15 protein-coding genes are annotated in these 16,790 nt (G+C 66.8%); 5 read left to right on the top strand and 10 right to left on the bottom strand.

Annotated features, from left to right (window positions below):
• Nucleotides 1-243: 243 nt before the first annotated feature.
• A complete protein-coding gene (locus tag CFR71_RS05745; RefSeq protein ID WP_110528592.1) occupies nucleotides 244-549 on the top strand; it encodes a YnfA family protein in 306 nt (101 codons plus the stop codon).
• Between the two features lie 136 nt (nucleotides 550-685).
• Here CFR71_RS05745 and CFR71_RS05740 read toward each other — a convergent pair whose 3' ends face one another.
• The 9 genes from CFR71_RS05740 to CFR71_RS16415 form a co-directional block, all read right to left on the bottom strand.
• The gene (locus CFR71_RS05740) at nucleotides 686-2,329 is read right to left on the bottom strand and encodes an NAD-dependent malic enzyme (RefSeq protein WP_110528324.1); all 1,644 of its coding nucleotides are present in this window, start codon (nucleotides 2,327-2,329) and stop codon (nucleotides 686-688) included.
• 75 nt (nucleotides 2,330-2,404) lie between these two features.
• Nucleotides 2,405-3,070, bottom strand: a complete 666-nt coding sequence (locus CFR71_RS05735) for a histidine phosphatase family protein (protein ID WP_110528321.1) — start codon at nucleotides 3,068-3,070, stop codon at nucleotides 2,405-2,407.
• Between the two features lie 44 nt (nucleotides 3,071-3,114).
• The gene (locus CFR71_RS05730) at nucleotides 3,115-5,193 is read right to left on the bottom strand and encodes a hypothetical protein (protein WP_110528318.1); all 2,079 of its coding nucleotides are present in this window, start codon (nucleotides 5,191-5,193) and stop codon (nucleotides 3,115-3,117) included.
• 25 nt (nucleotides 5,194-5,218) lie between these two features.
• On the bottom strand, nucleotides 5,219-6,040 hold the full coding sequence (locus CFR71_RS05725; protein WP_110528315.1) for an RluA family pseudouridine synthase: 822 nt from the start codon (nucleotides 6,038-6,040) through the stop codon (nucleotides 5,219-5,221).
• Nucleotides 6,037-9,021, bottom strand: a complete 2,985-nt coding sequence (locus CFR71_RS05720) for a DNA translocase FtsK (protein ID WP_165832037.1) — start codon at nucleotides 9,019-9,021, stop codon at nucleotides 6,037-6,039. The genes CFR71_RS05725 and CFR71_RS05720 overlap by 4 nt, the downstream gene beginning before the upstream one ends.
• A 177-nt stretch (nucleotides 9,022-9,198) precedes the next feature.
• The gene (gene rsmD / locus CFR71_RS05715; protein ID WP_110528309.1) at nucleotides 9,199-9,774 is read right to left on the bottom strand and encodes a 16S rRNA (guanine(966)-N(2))-methyltransferase RsmD; all 576 of its coding nucleotides are present in this window, start codon (nucleotides 9,772-9,774) and stop codon (nucleotides 9,199-9,201) included.
• Nucleotides 9,775-9,785: 11 nt separating this feature from the next.
• Entirely contained in the window at nucleotides 9,786-10,562 is a 777-nt protein-coding gene (locus CFR71_RS05710) for a pseudouridine synthase (protein WP_110528306.1), read from the bottom strand.
• Nucleotides 10,559-11,296 carry a gamma-glutamyl-gamma-aminobutyrate hydrolase family protein gene (locus CFR71_RS05705; protein ID WP_110528303.1) on the bottom strand — a complete coding sequence of 246 codons (738 nt, stop codon included), beginning with the start codon at nucleotides 11,294-11,296 and terminating at the stop codon, nucleotides 10,559-10,561. The genes CFR71_RS05710 and CFR71_RS05705 overlap by 4 nt, the downstream gene beginning before the upstream one ends.
• Nucleotides 11,297-11,369: 73 nt before the next feature.
• The gene (locus CFR71_RS16415) at nucleotides 11,370-11,516 is read right to left on the bottom strand and encodes a hypothetical protein (protein WP_165829397.1); all 147 of its coding nucleotides are present in this window, start codon (nucleotides 11,514-11,516) and stop codon (nucleotides 11,370-11,372) included.
• A gap of 262 nt (nucleotides 11,517-11,778) precedes the next feature.
• On the opposite strand from CFR71_RS16415, the gene CFR71_RS05700 reads away from it, so the two are divergent.
• The 4 genes from CFR71_RS05700 to CFR71_RS05685 all read left to right on the top strand — a co-directional run bounded on the left by CFR71_RS05700 (nucleotide 11,779) and on the right by CFR71_RS05685 (nucleotide 15,964).
• Entirely contained in the window at nucleotides 11,779-12,267 is a 489-nt protein-coding gene (locus CFR71_RS05700; protein ID WP_239019477.1) for a nucleoside deaminase, read from the top strand.
• 179 nt (nucleotides 12,268-12,446) lie between these two features.
• Complete coding sequence (locus CFR71_RS05695) at nucleotides 12,447-13,991, top strand: Do family serine endopeptidase (protein ID WP_206057962.1); 1,545 nt, start codon at nucleotides 12,447-12,449, stop codon at nucleotides 13,989-13,991.
• Nucleotides 13,992-14,288: 297 nt separating this feature from the next.
• Nucleotides 14,289-15,227: a bifunctional methylenetetrahydrofolate dehydrogenase/methenyltetrahydrofolate cyclohydrolase FolD gene (gene folD, locus CFR71_RS05690; protein ID WP_110528294.1), complete on the top strand. Its 939-nt coding sequence runs from the start codon at nucleotides 14,289-14,291 to the stop codon at nucleotides 15,225-15,227.
• Complete coding sequence (locus tag CFR71_RS05685; protein ID WP_206057960.1) at nucleotides 15,227-15,964, top strand: methylenetetrahydrofolate reductase; 738 nt, start codon at nucleotides 15,227-15,229, stop codon at nucleotides 15,962-15,964. The genes folD and CFR71_RS05685 overlap by 1 nt, the downstream gene beginning before the upstream one ends.
• Before the next feature lie 16 nt (nucleotides 15,965-15,980).
• On the opposite strand, the gene CFR71_RS05680 is transcribed toward CFR71_RS05685, so the two are convergent.
• Nucleotides 15,981-16,565 carry an NUDIX domain-containing protein gene (locus CFR71_RS05680; protein ID WP_110528288.1) on the bottom strand — a complete coding sequence of 195 codons (585 nt, stop codon included), beginning with the start codon at nucleotides 16,563-16,565 and terminating at the stop codon, nucleotides 15,981-15,983.
• Nucleotides 16,566-16,790 lie beyond the last annotated feature (225 nt).

The raw sequence follows: 16,790 nt of genomic DNA, 5'->3' as shown, positions 1-16,790 counted from the left end.
GTTTTTGGGTGCCGCCTTTCATCTAAAAAGGCGGCGTTCTTCGAAGCTTTTTGCAAAAAGCTTCACCAAAAAACTTTTATGACTTCTGGGTATTGTCGGTACTGTCTTTTCGGATGGTCTCTGGTCATGCGCCTGCCGGGTTTGTTCCATTTGATGACAGGTGATAATGCGTCTGTATATGCGCGGCAACCGTGAAGGGACGCATCAACCGTGAAGCAGTATCTCCTGCCGTTCGGCATCTATATGGTTGCGGCCTTTTGTGAAATCGGCGGCTGTTTCGCCTTCTGGGCGTGGCTGCGTCTGGGGCGTTCGGTGGCCTGCCTGCTTCCCGGCATGGCATCGCTGGTGGCCTTTGCCTATCTGCTGACGCGCATTGATACCGACACGGCGGGACAGGCCTATGCCGCCTATGGCGGGATTTACATCCTTGCCTCCCTGACATGGATGCGCGTGGTGGAGGGATATACCCCGACGCGCTGGGAAATCCTCGGGGCGCTCATCTGTCTGGCAGGCGCCGCCCTGATCCTGTTCCAGCCCCGCAGCGGATAAGGGCGCGTGTCGATAAAGATCATAAAATCATAAAAGTTTTTGGTGAAGCTTTTTGCAAAAAGCTTCACAGAACGCCGCCTTTTTAAAAAAAGGCGGCACCCAGAAACGTCCTGTCATTTTCAGGCAACCCCTGAAATCAGTCCAGTATGATGGGTTTGTAGACGGGGGTATAGATGATCCCCTCGATCCATTTGCGGATGTCGTCGGGCCGTTCGACATGGGCCATGTCGTGGTCAAAGATATATTCCGCCAGACGGCAGGCGGACGTGATCTCGACCTCGACAATCTGGTCCTGTGGCGGGAACAGCCGTCCGCGCGCCCGGGTGGCCGTATCGACCTGATCCGCCAGTGCGTGCGCCGCCTCGATGATGATGTCATCGGTGATGTGGCGCGGGCACGTGGCATAGGTGGCAAGCCCGAGGCCGGGGAAGATATAGAAATTGTTGGCCTGTCCCGGGTGAAACGACCGATCCCCGATCTGTACCACGGGGTACTGGATGCCCGCCGCGTACAGGGCCTGCCCCTGTGACCAGGTATAGGCCTGTTCGGCGGAACATTCGGGATTGGGAATCGACAGGGCGAAAATGATGGGACGGCTGTTGATGTCGCTCATGCGTTCGACAACCTCCTGCGTGAAGGCCCCGCCCACGGTCGAGACACCGATCAGGATGGAAGGGCGCACCCGTTCGATCACGTCAGGCAGGTCTGTCGATGCCGCCCCGTCAATGGCATAGGGCGTCTGCTGTTCCGACAGGTCGGTACGCGATGTGACCAGCAGGCCTTCCCTGTCCATCATCGTGATGCGCGCGCGCGCGGCCGCTTCCGACAGGCCCTCGCGCTGCATGGCGTGTACCAGCAGGTCCGCGATCCCCAGCCCGGACGAACCAGCGCCAAAGAACAGGATGTTCTGTTCCGACAGCCGCCCGTCAATGATCTGCAGCGCCGTGGTCAGCCCCGCCAGCGTGACCGCCGCCGTCCCCTGGATATCGTCGTTGTAGCACAGCACCCGTTCGCGATAATGGCCGAGGTAACGGATCGCGTCAGTGCCCTTCCAGTCCTCGAAATGGATGCAGCATGCGGGAAAGACTTCCTGTACCGCCGCGACGAATTCCTCGACAAAGGCATCAAGCTCCGCCTGTTCCGGCGGTTCGCGCCGCAGCCCGAGATAGAGCGGATCCGCCCTGAGTGCTGCGTTCGTTGTCCCGATATCCAGCTGGATCGGCAGGGTGGTATGCGGTGGCACCGCCCCGCACGCGGTATAGAGCTGGAGCTTGCCGATCGGGATGCCCATGCCGTTGGCCCCGATATCGCCAAGGCCAAGGATGCGGCCCCCCGTCGTGACGCAGATGAAGCGGACATTGCGCTCGGGCCAGTTGCGCAGCACGCTGGCGATGCGTCCCTTGTGCTCCAGGCTGATATACATGCCGCGCGGGCGGCGGTACAGGTGGCTGAACGCCTTGCAGACCGCGCCAAGGGTGGGGGCGTAGATGATGGGCACGAACCGCGCGGGGTCGGACATGACGACCTTGTAGAACAGGGTCTCGTTCCGGTCGCCAAGGCCCGAGAGGTAGATATAGCGTTCAAGGTCGTTCGGCTTGGCATCCAGATGCCTGAACACGCGTTCCGCCTGGCGTTCCAGCGTCTCGATCTGCGGCGGCAGCAGCCCTTCGAGATCCAGCACCCGTCGTTCCTCCGCGCTGAAGGCGGTTCCCTTGTTGGCGGCGGGATCGTTCAGAAGTGCTGCCCCGCGGGGAATGGAACGTGAGGTGGGATGGGTCATGGCGTGCGACTTTCTGCGGACAGGACAAAGGCGACCGGCATCATGGAATGCCGGAGCATGCGCTCATGCAATGAATCAGACCAGTGGCAGTTCGTTCACATTGACGATCCGCCAGCCTTCGCGCAGGTGCTCGATCACGCTGAGCGACAGGTTCTGGATGGAAAAATGCAGCGCCGTATGGGCATGGACATGCAGCGCATGCGCCAGCGCGCCACGGATCGCGCCGCCGTGGCTGACGATCACCATGTCCTTTCCGGCGTGTTCGCGCGACATGCGGTCCAGTGCCGCGCCCACGCGGGCGCAGACCTGCACCATGCTTTCGCCGCCCGGCGGCTGTTCCGTCGCCCCCACGGACCAGAAGGGATGGGCCGGCACCGCCAGTTTCTGGGGCAGCTGGTCATGCGTGGTGCCGTGCCATTCGCCCATGGACTGTTCGGTAAAGGCAGGTTCGATGCGGCTGGCCTGCGTGCCGTAACCGGCCTGCTGGATGGCCTGCGCCGTCTGCTGCGCGCGGCCAAGGGGGGATGTGAACCACAGGGCCGGATGCGGCAGGCGCCGGGCCAGTGCCTCGTACATGGGCCGTTGCGCCACGAGGCTGTCGGGACATAGCGGCACGTCCATCGCGCCATAGAGGTGCCTGCGGGCGTTCTGTTCAACAACGGCATGGCGGATCAGCCAGAAACGCGTGACCCCTTTCTGCAACTGGGGCATGTCGAGGAAATTACCGTGATTTTGCGGCATGTCGGCAGGGATGTCCGTATTCGGTGGAAAGAAAGGAAGGCACGTCAGTCCGCCATGCCCCGGCGCGGCATGTAGGTCGGCTGCGGGTCATGGGCGGCGATGACGGACCAGTGGCGCAGGATCAGGCTGATCTTGGCGACGACGCGGCGGACATCGCGGATTTCACGCTCCATCCGGCAGCGGCTGTCCAGCCCGTCATGCGATGGCTCGCCCGAGACAAGGCGCGCGCCGGCGGAAATGCGCAACGCCCCGGCAAGCGCGTCATCCAGCGCCGGATGCGCAAGCGGCACGGGCTGTCCCACATGGCACAGCAGGGCCGCCAGGGAACGTTCCCCCGGGTCGGCGGCGGGCAGGATTTCCGAAAGGTCGGCGTTGAGCCACGCATAAAGCTGTCGCGCCTGCGGCAGGGGCAGCGGGCGGAAGGTCGCGTCATCCCCCGGCGCGCGGACGAAAAAGGAAAGGATCGTCGCCTGATCGTCCCATGCGTCAGGCAGCGCAGGCCGACTGAGCGCCACGGGGGGCAGCAGGGACAGATCGGGGTTGCCGGTAATGGCGTCGCGCGCCGCCGACAGGAATTCCCGCAGCCGCTGCGTCACGGTGGCGCGGTCGACCTCTCCCAGCGCCGTCATTTCCGCAAGGGCGGCGTGCCAGCGCAGCACCAGCCCGATGTTGTGGCCGGACGGCAGGACATCCGTCGCCGTATTGTCCGGCCACGCCTGGCGGTGGGTATATTGCGCAAGGCCGGGTGGCAGCCCGTCGGCCGACAGGCGGGCCATCACCGGCGCGGGCACCAGCACCGCCCCGCAGAACGGCGGGCCGGTAAAGAATTTGGAGCCGGTGATCATCACCATCCACCCCCGGTCGAGATAGTCGCGCACCCGCGCGGGGTCGAGCCGCGTCTGGCAGGCATCGACCACGACATCGACCTGCCCGGCGGGCGCGGTGGCGCCCAGCGCATCCAGCGTGTCCATCCGGGGGGCCAGCAGCCCCGTTTTCGACAGGTCAAGGCGATGCAGCAGCACATGCCGCCCGCGCGCCAGTTCCGCGCGCGCCACCCGCAGGCAGTCCGCGTCCACCTGTTCGGGGGGGATCTGCTGCCCATCGGCATCGCGCATCGGCAGGTTGATGACCTGCGTGGTGTCGGGAAAACCTTCGATCAGCTGCCCCTTGGGCACGGTATGGCCCAGCGCGGTGTCATTGGCGAAATGACAGCCCCGCGCCGCAAGCGGCACGCCACTGCCGGTTTCCTCCGGCGCGATCAGGATGTTGCTGACCGGGCGGCGCCCCGGCGCCAGCGCCGCCAGCGCGAGGGTATAGAGTTCGCAGTCCGTGCCGGACGGGGCAAGGATGACCCCTTCGTCCCCGCGCAGCCCGAAATACCGGCTGATCCGCTGGCGGATTTCATCGCTCAGCGTCGCGGCCATGTCATTGTCGGCGTCCGACAGGGCGGCGGCGATCAGGCGCAGGCGCGCGGCCTCCGCCCCGGCAAAGCCCCGTTCGGACAGGGACGACGCGGTGGAGGAGGCAAAGGTCACGGCCCACGGGCGGGGCCGGTGGGAACACCCGTAATGGTTCAGGCCGGTCGCGGGATTGATGCTCAGCCGCGCGTCGCCCCCCAGCGCCATCAGTGTTTCGGTCGGGCCGGTCCAGTGCCACAGGCGTTCCATGCGCGCGTGCACGGCCGTGATGTCCGGCGCATGGGGCGGGGCGGGCTGGAACGGGGACAGCGCCTGCCACGTGGCCCGTAGGGCTGCGGGCGTTGCGACCTGTGGCGCTGCCATGGTCGTCACCCATTGCGGGGTGATGGCTGACGTGTCGCGCGTGGTATCCAGCCTCAGGAACAGGGCCGCCGTCCGGGCCGCGCACAGGGCCGCCATGACCGGCTGTCGTGGTGCGATATCCAGCAGGTGCGCCAGTTCCAGCGCGTGCCGCAGGTAAAAGGCGGCCAGCAGTTCCCCGTCCTGCAGGCATGGCGCCCCCAGCAGGACGTCGCCCCCGTCCGTGACACGGAAGGGATCAAGCAGGTCCGGCGCCAGTCGGACGCGCCGCGCCCCCGCGATGACACGCAGGTCGGGACGTTCAAGGACGCGGATCAGACCTTCGGTAAGCTGGTGGGCAAACACGGGGTTCTCCGTAAAGGGGGGCGCGTCATCGCGTCCCGGCGGTTATGCCGCACGCAGGCCCGACGCGCGTCGGGGCAGGCCCCGTCCGGGGCAGTACGTCATGCGGTGGGGAAGGCTGCTGGTCCAGATCCCATCCCGCCTGCGCCGCGCTGTGGCGCATGTGCGGCGGCGGGGCCGCGACGGCGTGGATGGAGGGGGCAAGCGGCAGGTGCAGTTCACGACTCATGAGGTGGAGGGATTTTCCATCGGCCGGACCATATTGACCATCCCCCATGACGGGGCAACCCAGCGTCGCGCAATGCACCCGTGCCTGATGGGTGCGCCCTGTCCCCAGCCGCAGTTCCAGCCAGCTTGCAGGGGAACCGTCGGGCATGTGGCCGCGCGCAAGGCAACGCCACGCGGTCCGCGCGGCCTGTCCCCGCGGGTCGGTTTCGATGCGCCATCCCCCGCGTCCCTCCCGGCGCAGCAGGGGGGCGTCGATCACGCCATGTGTGCCGGGGGGATGGCCATGCGTGATGGCCCAGTAAACCTTGGTGGCCTCGCCGTTTGCGAAACACGACTGCGCCGCGACCAGCGCCTGCTTGCGCAGCGCGACCAGCAGGCAGCCCGATGTGTCGCGATCCAGCCGGTGGGCCAGCCACGGCCCGTTGCGGTGGCGCGACATCAGTGCGAATGCGTCCTCCACGCTGGGGCCGCCATCGCGGCCCGGATGCGCGGGCAGGCCGGCGGGCTTGTCGATCACGATGAAATGCCGGTCACGGAACAGGACGGGAAAGGGCAGGGGGGCATGACCGGCGCGCGGGCCTGAAGGCGATGATGCAGCGAAAGGGCGGGGCCTGCGCGTCATTCGTCCTCGGCCGTCTTGCGCATCAGGACCTCGCGGCGGCCGACATGGTTGGCCTCGCTGACAAGGCCTTCCTTTTCCATCTGCTCGATGATCTTGGCCGCGCGGTTGTAGCCGATCGACAGGTGGCGCTGGATGAAGGAGGTCGAGGCCTTGCCCTCACGCGCGACAAGCTCCACCGCCTGCCCGAACAGGCTGTCTTCCTCGCCCCCGCCGCCGCCAAACGCGCGGCCGCCCCCGCCATCCTCGTCCTGCGCGGAGATGACGTCGTCGTCATAGATCGGCTCGCCCTGTGCGCGCAGGAAGGACACCACGGCCTCCACCTCACTATCATCGACAAAGGGGCCATGAACGCGCGTGATGCGCCCGCCCGCCTGCATGAACAGCATGTCGCCCCGCCCGAGCAGCTGTTCCGCGCCCTGTTCGCCCAGGATGGTGCGGCTGTCGAACTTGCTGATGACCTGGAACGAGATGCGCGTGGGAAAGTTCGCCTTGATGGTGCCGGTAATGACATCGACCGACGGGCGCTGCGTTGCGATGATCAGGTGGATGCCCGCCGCGCGCGCCTTCTGCGCCAGGCGCTGCAGCAGGGCCTCGATCTCCTTGCCCGCCACGATCATCAGGTCCGCCATCTCGTCCACGACCACGACGATATAGGGCAGCGCGTCAAGGGCGAGCTGCTGCTCCTCAAAGGTCGGCTTGCCCGTTTCGGGGTCGTATCCGGTCTGCACGCGCCGGGTCACGATTTCGCCGCGCGCCCGCGCTTCGGCCACGCGTTCGTTGTAGCTGCCGATGTTGCGGACCTGCAGGTGCGCCATGGCGCGGTAACGCCGGTCCATTTCGCGCACGGTCCATTTCAGCGCCGCCACCGCCTTGGCCGGTTCGGTGACCACCGGCGTCATCAGGTGGGGAATGCCCTCATAGATCGAGAGTTCAAGGATTTTGGGGTCGATCAGGATCAGGCGGCACTGGTCCGGCGACAGCCGGTACAGCAGCGACAGGATCATGGCATTCACGCCCACCGACTTGCCCGACCCGGTGGTGCCCGCGATCATCAGGTGCGGCATGGAGCCAAGGTCGCTATAGACCGGCTCCCCCGCGATGTCCTTGCCCAGCGCGAGGTTCAGCCGCCCGCGCCCGTGCACCCATGCGTCATCACGCAGCAGTTCGGAAAAATAGACCGTCTCGCGTCGGGTGTTGGGGACCTCGATCCCGATGACATTGCGTCCCGGCACCGTGGCGATGCGCACGCTCAGCACCGAAAGCGAACGCGCCACGTCATCGGCCAGCCCGATGACACGGGCCGAACGGATGCCCGGCGCGGGCTTGAGCTCGAACAGGGTGACGACCGGCCCGGCATGGTACGTGTCGATTTCGCCCTGCACCCCGTATTCCGACAGGATGGTGACAAGGTGCGCCGCGTTCGCCTTCAGCAGTTCCTCGGTCGGGCCTGTCGCGGCGTGCGAGGGCGGGGGATGCAGCAGCGACAGCGGCGGCAGCTGCCACGCATGCGTCTGCGGCGCGTCATAATGTTCGCGTGGCGGCGGGGGTGGAGCCGGCCGGGGCGTGGCCGACTGTGGCGCCACCGTCGCGTCCTCGCGCGCGGGGGCGGCGGACGCGCCCCGGCCGCCGCCGCTGAACAGGCGCGTCAGCAGGGTGGGACGCGCGGGTTCGTTGTTCTCCTGCGCGGGCGGCGGGGCGAAGACCGTCGGGCGGGCCGGGCTTTCCTCCTCATGCCACGGCGCGAGGGAGTGCCCGTCGGTGGGGTTCATCAGCGGCGTGGAGATGTCTTCGTCCATTCCCGGCGGATGCACCCAGTTCGTGCCGATGGAGACCCGTTCGGGCATGGAGGGCGGCAGGCTGGGCGCGGGATCGGATTTTGCCGTGACCTCGCGCGCGGGGGGCAGCGGTGCCGGCGCTGTTTCGCGCACGCTGATCGAACGCGCGGTCGCGGGCGGCGGGACGGGCGGCGGCGGGGTCGCGGCTTTCGGCGTGATATTGAGCGCGGTGGACGCGGGCTGTTCCGCCGTGGAAACGCGATAGGCCGGATCGGGCGCGGTCAGGGGCGCGGTGGTCAGGGGAGAAGTGGTCAGCGGGTCCGCTGCCGGTGGGTCCGCGGGCGGGGGCGCATGCGCCGCGCGTGGGGCCGGATCGCGAAGGTACGGCATCGCGTCATCGGCGGGCAGCGTGTCGGCAAGCGTGCGGATGCCCCTTTCGCCAGCGAAGCCGGCATCGCGTGCCGGGTCGCCATGGGGGGCGGCGGGCGCGCTGTCGGCGCTGGCGCGGGTCTGCTGGATGCGCGCCCTTGCCTGATGGGTCAGGGCATGCGTGGCGCGGGCAAGGCGCGCGGGCTGGCGTCCGGCGATCCGCAGCACGCGCCCGATCGCCCGCCATTCGGACAGCGACAGCGCCATGGCCAGCGGGACCAGAAGGATCGCCAGGATCAGGCCCAGCAGCCACATCACGATACCGCCCCATGGCCCGATCATGCTGGACCCCGCCTGCAGCGCCATGTGCGCCAGCGACAGCCCGACCGCCCCGCCCGGCCCGGAATCGGCGGGCCAGTGCGGGTTGGGAAAGGACGGCATCATGATCGGCAGGGCCGACAGCAGGGCGGACAGCACCGGCATCGCCGCCAGCAGGGCCGTCACGCGGATCAGGCCCGACCCCACGCCATTATGGCGGATGATGCGCCATCCCCACGCGATCAGGGCAAGGATGACCAGCGCGCTGGTGACCCCCATGTTCTGCAGCAGGAAGTCCGAGACATAGGCCCCGACCGTCCCCAGCAGGTTCGTGGGCGCCTGCGTGCTGGAGGTATTGGCCGAGGAATCGCGGGGGTCATAGCTCCATAACGCCGCCACCAGCCCCAGCGCCAGCATCCACAGCGCCACGCCGCCGGCTTCGGCAAGGCGCCGCAGCAGCCGCGTCCGGGTGGGGCCAGTGGTCAGGGACTCGGGGATGAAACGGCTGGGGATCGCCAAAAATCCGTATCCTGGTTGCATGGCCGTGACATCGCGGCAGGCGGGCCGCCATGGTCGGGCCGTCATGAAAACTCCGGCCAGGAGGGGGCAGGCACCACGCCTCGCTTCTCCCGCGGAGCGACTATAACGCGGCGATGGGGGACGAAAGAAGGGCGCTGGTCTCTTTTCGGGACGAAATTATTGTCCCGCCCCGTCTTCATGCCGCCAGATCGACAGCCGCGCCGCGCCATGCGCGCGCTGGGCCAGCAGGCGGTCGGGGGCAACGGGGGGGGCTTCGTCCGCGGCGGTTTCGACGATCACCAGCGCATCCGGCGCGATCCATCCCCCCCGCCCGAGCGAGGACAGGGCCATCGCCGGCAGGTCGCGGCCATAGGGCGGGTCGAGGAAGACGAGATCGGCGGGCCTTGCCGCGCCGCGCGGGGGCAGGCGCGACATGTTCCACGCGCGGACCTGCGCCATGGGCTGCGCCCCGCACGCGGCGATGTTGTCACGCAGCGCCGCCAGCGCGTTGCGGTCGCTTTCGATGAACAGGGCCGCCGCAGCCCCGCGCGACAGGGCCTCCAGCCCCAGGCCGCCGGTGCCCGCGAATCCGTCGATCACCTGCGCCCCCTCGATCCGGTCGCGCCCGGCCCACGGGGCATGCATCAGCATGTCGAACAGCGCCTGTCGCACCCGGTCGGCGGTGGGGCGTGTTACCCGCCCCGATGGCGCGCGCAGCGTGCGCCCGCGAAAGCGTCCCGCGACGATCCTCATGGCCCGGACCGTTACGACCGGGCGGCGCGGCGCGGGTTGGCAAGGCCGGGCACCTGTTCGCGCAGGACCTTGCCGGTTACTTCCTCAAGCTCCTCGCGCTCCAGCGTGCCGAGCTGGAACGGGCCGTATGACGTGCGGATCAGGCGGCTGACATGCAGGTTCAGCCCGCGCATGACCTTGCGGATCTCGCGGTTCTTGCCCTCGCGCAGGGAAACGGTCAGCCACGCATTGTCGCCCCGGCTGGAATCCAGCGCGGCCTCAATGGGGCCGTAATGCACGCCCTCGAACACGCTGCCCTGCGCAAGGTCGGCCAGCCGGTCTTCGTTCACGACGCCAAAGACGCGCACGCGGTACCGCCTTATCCAGCCGTTGCTGGGCAGTTCCAGCCGCCGCGCCAGTTCGCCGTCATTGGTCAGCAGCAGCAGCCCCTCGCTGTTGAGGTCAAGCCGCCCGACACTGATGACACGCGGCATCCCTTCGGGCAGGGAGGCGAAGACGGTGGGACGGCCGTCGGGGTCGCGGTGGGTGGTCACCAGCCCGTCGGGCTTGTGATACCGCCACAGGCGGGTGCGGTCCGGCGCGGCGACGACCTGATCGTCCACCTGCACGATGTCGCCATCGCTGACGAAGGTGGCGGGATGGCGCACCAGTTCGCCATTGAGGCGCACCCGTCCTTCCTCGATCATCCGTTCGGCGTCGCGCCGGCTGGCCACGCCGGAACGTCCAAGCCATTTGGCGATGCGGTCGCCGTGCTGCGCGGCGGGGGCGGGGGAGGCGTCTTTTGTCATTCTCTATGTCTCGAAGCGTCGGTCAGGGCACGGAACAGGAGGCGGTCGCCTGTCGAAATGCCGAATTCGGGATGCCATTGCACCCCGATGCAAAACGGGTGGCCCGGCAGTTCCACGGCCTCGATCACGCCATCGGCGGCGACGGCGCTGACGATGGCGCGACCGGGGGTGGCGACGGCCTGGTGATGGGCGGAATTGACCGCCATGCGGCTGGCGCGCGTGATATGGGCCAGCCGCGTGCCGGGGACGATGGTGATTTCATGCCCGGCCTCGTCACGCGGGTTGGGCTGTTCATGGGGCAGGGGGGAGGCGATGGCATCGGGGATATGCTGTATCAGCGTGCCGCCCAGCGCCACGGCCAGCAGCTGCTCCCCGCCGCAGATCCCCAGTATGGGCCGGCCCAGATCCAGTGCCGCGCGTACCAGCGCCAGTTCGGCGTCGGTGCGCGTGGCCTTGGTGGTGACGGTGGGATGGGGGGCGCCGCCGTCATAAAGGTCGGGGGAAATGTCGAATGCCCCGCCCGTCACGATCAGGCCGTCGAGTCGCGCCATGACCGCCGACGCCTGCGCCGCGTCATGCGCCAGCCCGACCGGCAGGCCGCCGGCCATCGTTACGGCATCCATGTAATTGCAGCGCATCGCATACCACGGGAAACTGGAATACCCGCCCTGTTGTGGCGGACAGGGCGGTTCGCGATCCAGTGTCACGCCGATCAGGGGAGGAGATGCATCCATTCCGTTTCCCTAGAATAATCCGGCAGGAAAGGAAATGCGCCCACGTCCGGTCAGCGTCGCTTCGCGCGTGTTTTTACTGCTGCGCGACCTGCAGCGGGGCGGGGGACAGATCGCATGTGAGGGAATACACCACCGACCGGCGGACACTACGCGGGGCATCGGCAATCGCCATTCCCGCGACAATCGCGGCAGTGGTCAGAACCAGCGTAAGCGTATGCATGTCCCTTCTCCCGTCGTCTGAAACAGGCCGCGAAACCGCGGCGCGAAGCCATATGTCCTGTTCCCGGTTACAGAGTGTTTCGAAATATAACACAAAACAAGGCCAAGATGACAGCGCCGGACATCAAATGTCCATGAAAATGGCGGTTTCCTGACAGGTTTTTGCCTGGGTGTTGTGTTTATGCACGGTAACATATCTGTCGCCGGACACTGCAAACGCACGCATGGCTTGAATGGTTGCGGCGGGGGGATATCGTATCGGAATGATTTTCCCCCCCGTTCATGGCGTTGCGCCCGAGTCCGCACCGGACCCGATGTCCGTGGCCTTTGCGCAGGCCAGGGCCGCCGCCGCGCGGGGCGAGGTTCCGGTGGGCGCCGTCCTGCTGGGGCCGGACGGCACGATCATCGCGCGCGCGGGCAACCGGACCGAAGAGCTGCGCGATCCCTCCGCCCATGCCGAAATGCTGGTGATGCGTGCCGCCACGCAGGCGCGTGACGGCGCGCGGCTGTCGGACTGCACCCTTTATGTAACGCTGGAGCCATGCCCGATGTGTGCGGCGGCGGCGGTGCATTTCCGCGTGGGGCGCATCCTGTTCGGCGCCTATGACCCCAAGGGCGGCGGGGTGGAACACGGCCCCCGCCTGTTTGCCCGCCGCGACTGCCTTCACCGTCCCGAGACGATCGGCGGCCTGCGCGAGCGGGAGGCGGCGGCCATGCTGCGCGGGTTCTTCCGCGACCGCCGCGACGGATAAGGCCGCCCGCCCGGCACGCAGGGCGGGGCCGCGTGGGCATGTAATCTAACGTATCTTTCATGCGGTGGTATAAGAGAGGTTGGTTCCCTTGCGTCACAGTGCGGGCAATGGGACTGTAACCCGGTCGGGACGGCCCAGCCCGACGCAAGTGATATCAGACCAAGATCTTCAGGGATGCCATGTCAGACGCATTACAGCCGAAAACCGTTTTTCCTCGCCCGGTGCGCGGGGCACTCCTCGCCACATTGCTTGCCAGCAGCCTGCTGGGCGGAATGGTGGCCGGCGCACCGGGCGCCATGGCGGACGACAGCGGCGTCATCCGGCCCGACACGCAGGTTCAGCAGCTTCCGAACTTCGTCAATCTGGTCAAGCAGGTGAAGCCTGCCGTCGTCTCGATCACGGCCAGGATCCACAATGCCGACACGGGTGAGGAAATGGGCGGCGGCATGCCCGGCGGCTTTCCGTTTCCCTTCCCGTTCCAGATGATGCCGCAGCAGCACCATGACGTGGAAGCGCGCGGCTCGGGCTTCGTCATCTCCCCCGACGGGTATGTCGTGACCAACAACCACGTCGTGAAGGGCGCGACAAAGGTCACGGTGACGCTGGATGACGGCACCAGCCTGCCGGCGAAGATCGTGGGGCGCGATTCCAAGACAGACATCGCGCTGCTGAAGGTCACGCCCTCCGGCAAGCTGCGCTTCATCGAACTTGGCGACTCCGACAAGGTGGAGCCGGGCGAATGGGTTGTCGCCGTGGGCAATCCCTATGGGCTTGGCGGCACTGTTACGGCTGGCATCGTCTCCGCCCGGGGGCGTGACATTGGCGATGGCCCGTATGATTCCTTCATCCAGGTCGATGCCCCGATCAACCGTGGCAATTCCGGCGGCCCCCTGTTCACGCAGGACGGCAAGGTCGTGGGCGTGAACACCGCCATCCTGTCGCCGTCGGGCGGGTCGATCGGCATCGGGTTCGCCATCCCCTCCGACACGGTCAAGAACGTCGTCGAACAGCTGGAGAAGACCGGCCACGTGACGCGCGGCTATCTCGGGGTGACGGCGCAGCCGATCACGCCCTCGATGGCCACCGCGCTGGGTCTGAAATCCGTGAACGGCGCCCCGGCCGCCGGCGCGCTGGTCGCCAGCGTCAGCACCGGCAGCCCGGCGGAAAAGGCCGGGATCAAGGCGGGTGACGTCATCACCGACCTGAACGGGCAGAAGATCGACACCCCCCATACGCTGGCGGTCAAGGTGGCCTCCATCGTGCCGGGGACGAAGGTCACGGTCGGCTATCTGCGCAGCAACAAGGCCCAGACCTCTTCCGTGACGATCGCAAGCCTTGGCAAGGGCGGGACCGCGGACGGGACGGTCGGCGACGACCGCAGCGAAGACAAGGGGCCGCGCCTTGGCGTCTCCCTCGCGCCGCTGACGCCTGACGCGCGCCAGCAGCTGGGGCTCGATGAAAATGTCCATGGCGTCGTCGTCAGCGACGTGCAGCCCGGTTCCTCGGCCGAGCAGGCGGGCATTCATGCGGGCGACGTGATCCAGGCGGTGGGCAACAAGCCGGTGGAAAATCCCCGCGCCACCGTGTCGGCCATCCGCCAGGCGCTGGAAACCAACCATTCCGTCCTGCTGCGCGTCGTGCGCAATGGACAGAGCATCTTTGTCGCGGTAACGCCCGGCACCGATGATGGCGACAGCAGCAATGACGATGACGACGACCAGTAAGGGGCTGGCCGATAGACAATAACCAAAGCTTCCGGGCGTCACCTTTTTCTAAAAAGGCGACGTTCCGGCGAAGGTTCTTTGCAAAAGGCGTCACTGGAAAATCTGATGGTTTCAGGCAGGAAATGATGTCAGCCAGAAAGGGCGGCGGCATTTCTCGCTGAACGGACCGGGGGCATGTCCCCCGGTTTTTTCATGCCCGTTTCCGCCGCGCAGGTCGCCGCATTCCGCACAAGATGATTGTCGCGGGGATGCTTCTTGCGTATTTCCTGTGCGTCCTGTGAGATTTGCGGAGGGGTTATGACCGGTCCAGTATCATCCGATCCTCATGTGTCCGGCACTCAGCCGCATGTGCGGGGCGAGGCCCTCCTGATCGATGGCAAGGGGTTCGCCAACCGCCTGACGCAGGATATCGCCGAGGACGTGCGCGCGTTCTATGCCCGCCATCAGGTCACGCCCGGCCTTGCGGTCGTGCTGGTCGGCAATGATCCCGCCAGCGAGGTCTATGTCCGCAACAAGGCGCTGCAGACCCATCGCGCGGGCATGCGTTCCTTCATGCACATGCTGCCCGAGACCACGTCGCAGGAGGAACTGCTGGCGCTGATCGCGCGGCTGAATGCCGATCCCGAAATCCATGGCATCCTTGTCCAGCTTCCGCTGCCCGGTGATCTGGACCCGGTGGCGGTGACCAACGCGATCGACCCGCACAAGGACGTGGACGGGCTGGGCGTGGTCAATGCGGGCCGCCTTGCGCTGGGCCTGCCGGGCATCGTGCCGTGCACGCCGCTGGGCTGCCTGCTGCTGCTTAAGGCCTATGTCGGGGAACTGCGCGGGCTCAATGCCGTGGTGATCGGGGCCTCCAACCTTGTGGGGCGTCCGATGGCGCAGCTCCTGCTCAGGGAAGGCTGCACCGTGACCGTCGCGCATATCGACACCCGCGACCCGCAGGCGCTGGCGCGGCAGGCCGACATCCTTGTCGTGGCGACGGGGTGCCGCGGGCTGGTGGGCGCCGACTGGATCAAGCCCGGCGCCACGGTGATCGATGTCGGGATTTCGCGCATCCGCCTGGACAATGGCAAGACGCGGCTGGTTGGTGACGTGGTGTTTGACGAGGCGCGGCATGTCGCGGGCCAGATTACCCCCGTGCCGGGCGGCGTGGGGCCGATGACGATCGCCTGCCTGCTGCGCAACACGATGCAGGCGGCGCGTGAGCTTGTTGAAGGTGTGGGGACGCCGTGATGGACATCTCTGTCGAACTGATCCCGCGCGACCGTGAAACGCTGCTGCGCGACGTGGCGGAGGTCAAGGCCTGTTTCCCTCCCGCCGACATGATCAATATCCCCGACCTGCTGCGCTTTCCGCTGCGCAGCTGGGACGCCGCCGAACTGGTGCGGCCACATTTCCCCACGGTCATTCCCCATATCCGCGCGATCGACATCGCGCCGGGCGCGCCGCTTCCCGGCGCGGACCAGCCGGGGCTGGGGGCCGTGCTGGTGGTGCAGGGCGACCCGCCGTCCGACCTGCGGCACCTGACCTATCCCAACACGACCGAAAGCATCATCCGCCGTTACCGGGCGGAGGCGCCGCACCTGTCGGTCTATGCCGCCTTTGACCCGTACCGGCGCGCGCCATATGCGGAAATGGAGGCCGTCGCCCGCAAGAAGGAAGCCGGGGCGGCGGGTTTCTTCACCCAGCCGATTTTCGACATGCGCATGCTGGAACTGTGCATGAACTGGCTGCATGGGGAAAATGTGTTCTGGGGCATTTCGCCGGTGGTCGGGCCGCGTTCGCGCTCGTACTGGGAAACGACCAACCATGTCATTTTTCCCCATGATTTCGAACCCACGCTGGAGGCGAACATCGGTTTCGCCCGCCAGATGATGCGCGCGGTCCGGGCGCAGGGGGGCAATGTCTATCTGATGCCCCTGCGGGTGAACCTGCAGCGCTACCTTACGCCGCTGTGCGATCCGGGATAGTTGCGGGCCGGGCGTATCAGATCCATCTCCGCGCGCGGATCAGGCCAAAGGCCGCGATGGTGACCATGCAGGTGATGCGCCCGTCGCGGATCATGGCCTCCATCTCCTCCAGCGGCACCTTGTGGCAGGTGATGTCCTCTTCGGTATCCTCGCGTTCGGTGGGGCCCTGCGTCAGGCCGGTGGCCAGGTAGGCGCGTCCCTTCTGCGTGGTGTAGCCCGCGCCCTGGTACATCAGCCCGGCGTCGCGCATGGTTGCGGCGCGAAGGCCGGTTTCCTCGCGCAGTTCGCCGCGCGCCACGTCCTCGGCCGGCGCGTCGGGGCGGTTTTCCCACATGCCCATCGGCAGTTCCCACATCCGCTGCCCGATGGGATAGCGGTACTGGCGGATCAGCGTGACGGAACGTCCCTGCGCCTCTTCCCATACCGGCATGATGACCACGAAGTCCCCGCGTTCGACCACGCCGTACAGCCCCTTGCGGCCGTTGGGGCGGATGATGATGTCCTCACGCACGCGCGTCCACGGGTTTTCATAGGCAAGACGGCTGGAGACCGTCACGAAACCGCCTGCGTCGGGGGTGGGGCCGGAAGAACTGTCTGTCATGGCGGGTGTCCATGCTCCGCTGGTTGGAAAATCGAAGGACAGTATAGCCCTGTCCTGGTCGCGTGTCCGATATCAGGCGGGAGATGCCCGGTGTCGCGGCACGCGCCATGCGCACGGGTCATACCCTTGTATTAATGCATGAACCCCTTTTACTGGTATCCCGTTATCATTGCCGTCCGTCTCGTTATCCGTGCGGGCTGGATACACGCATTTCTGTTCCCTCCG

It is taken from the genome of Novacetimonas pomaceti, from assembly GCF_003207955.1.
Taxonomy (GTDB): Bacteria; Pseudomonadota; Alphaproteobacteria; order Acetobacterales; family Acetobacteraceae; genus Novacetimonas; species Novacetimonas pomaceti.
The sequence above is the reverse complement of the archived record's forward strand: the minus strand, read 5'-3'. Positions and strand labels throughout refer to the sequence as shown.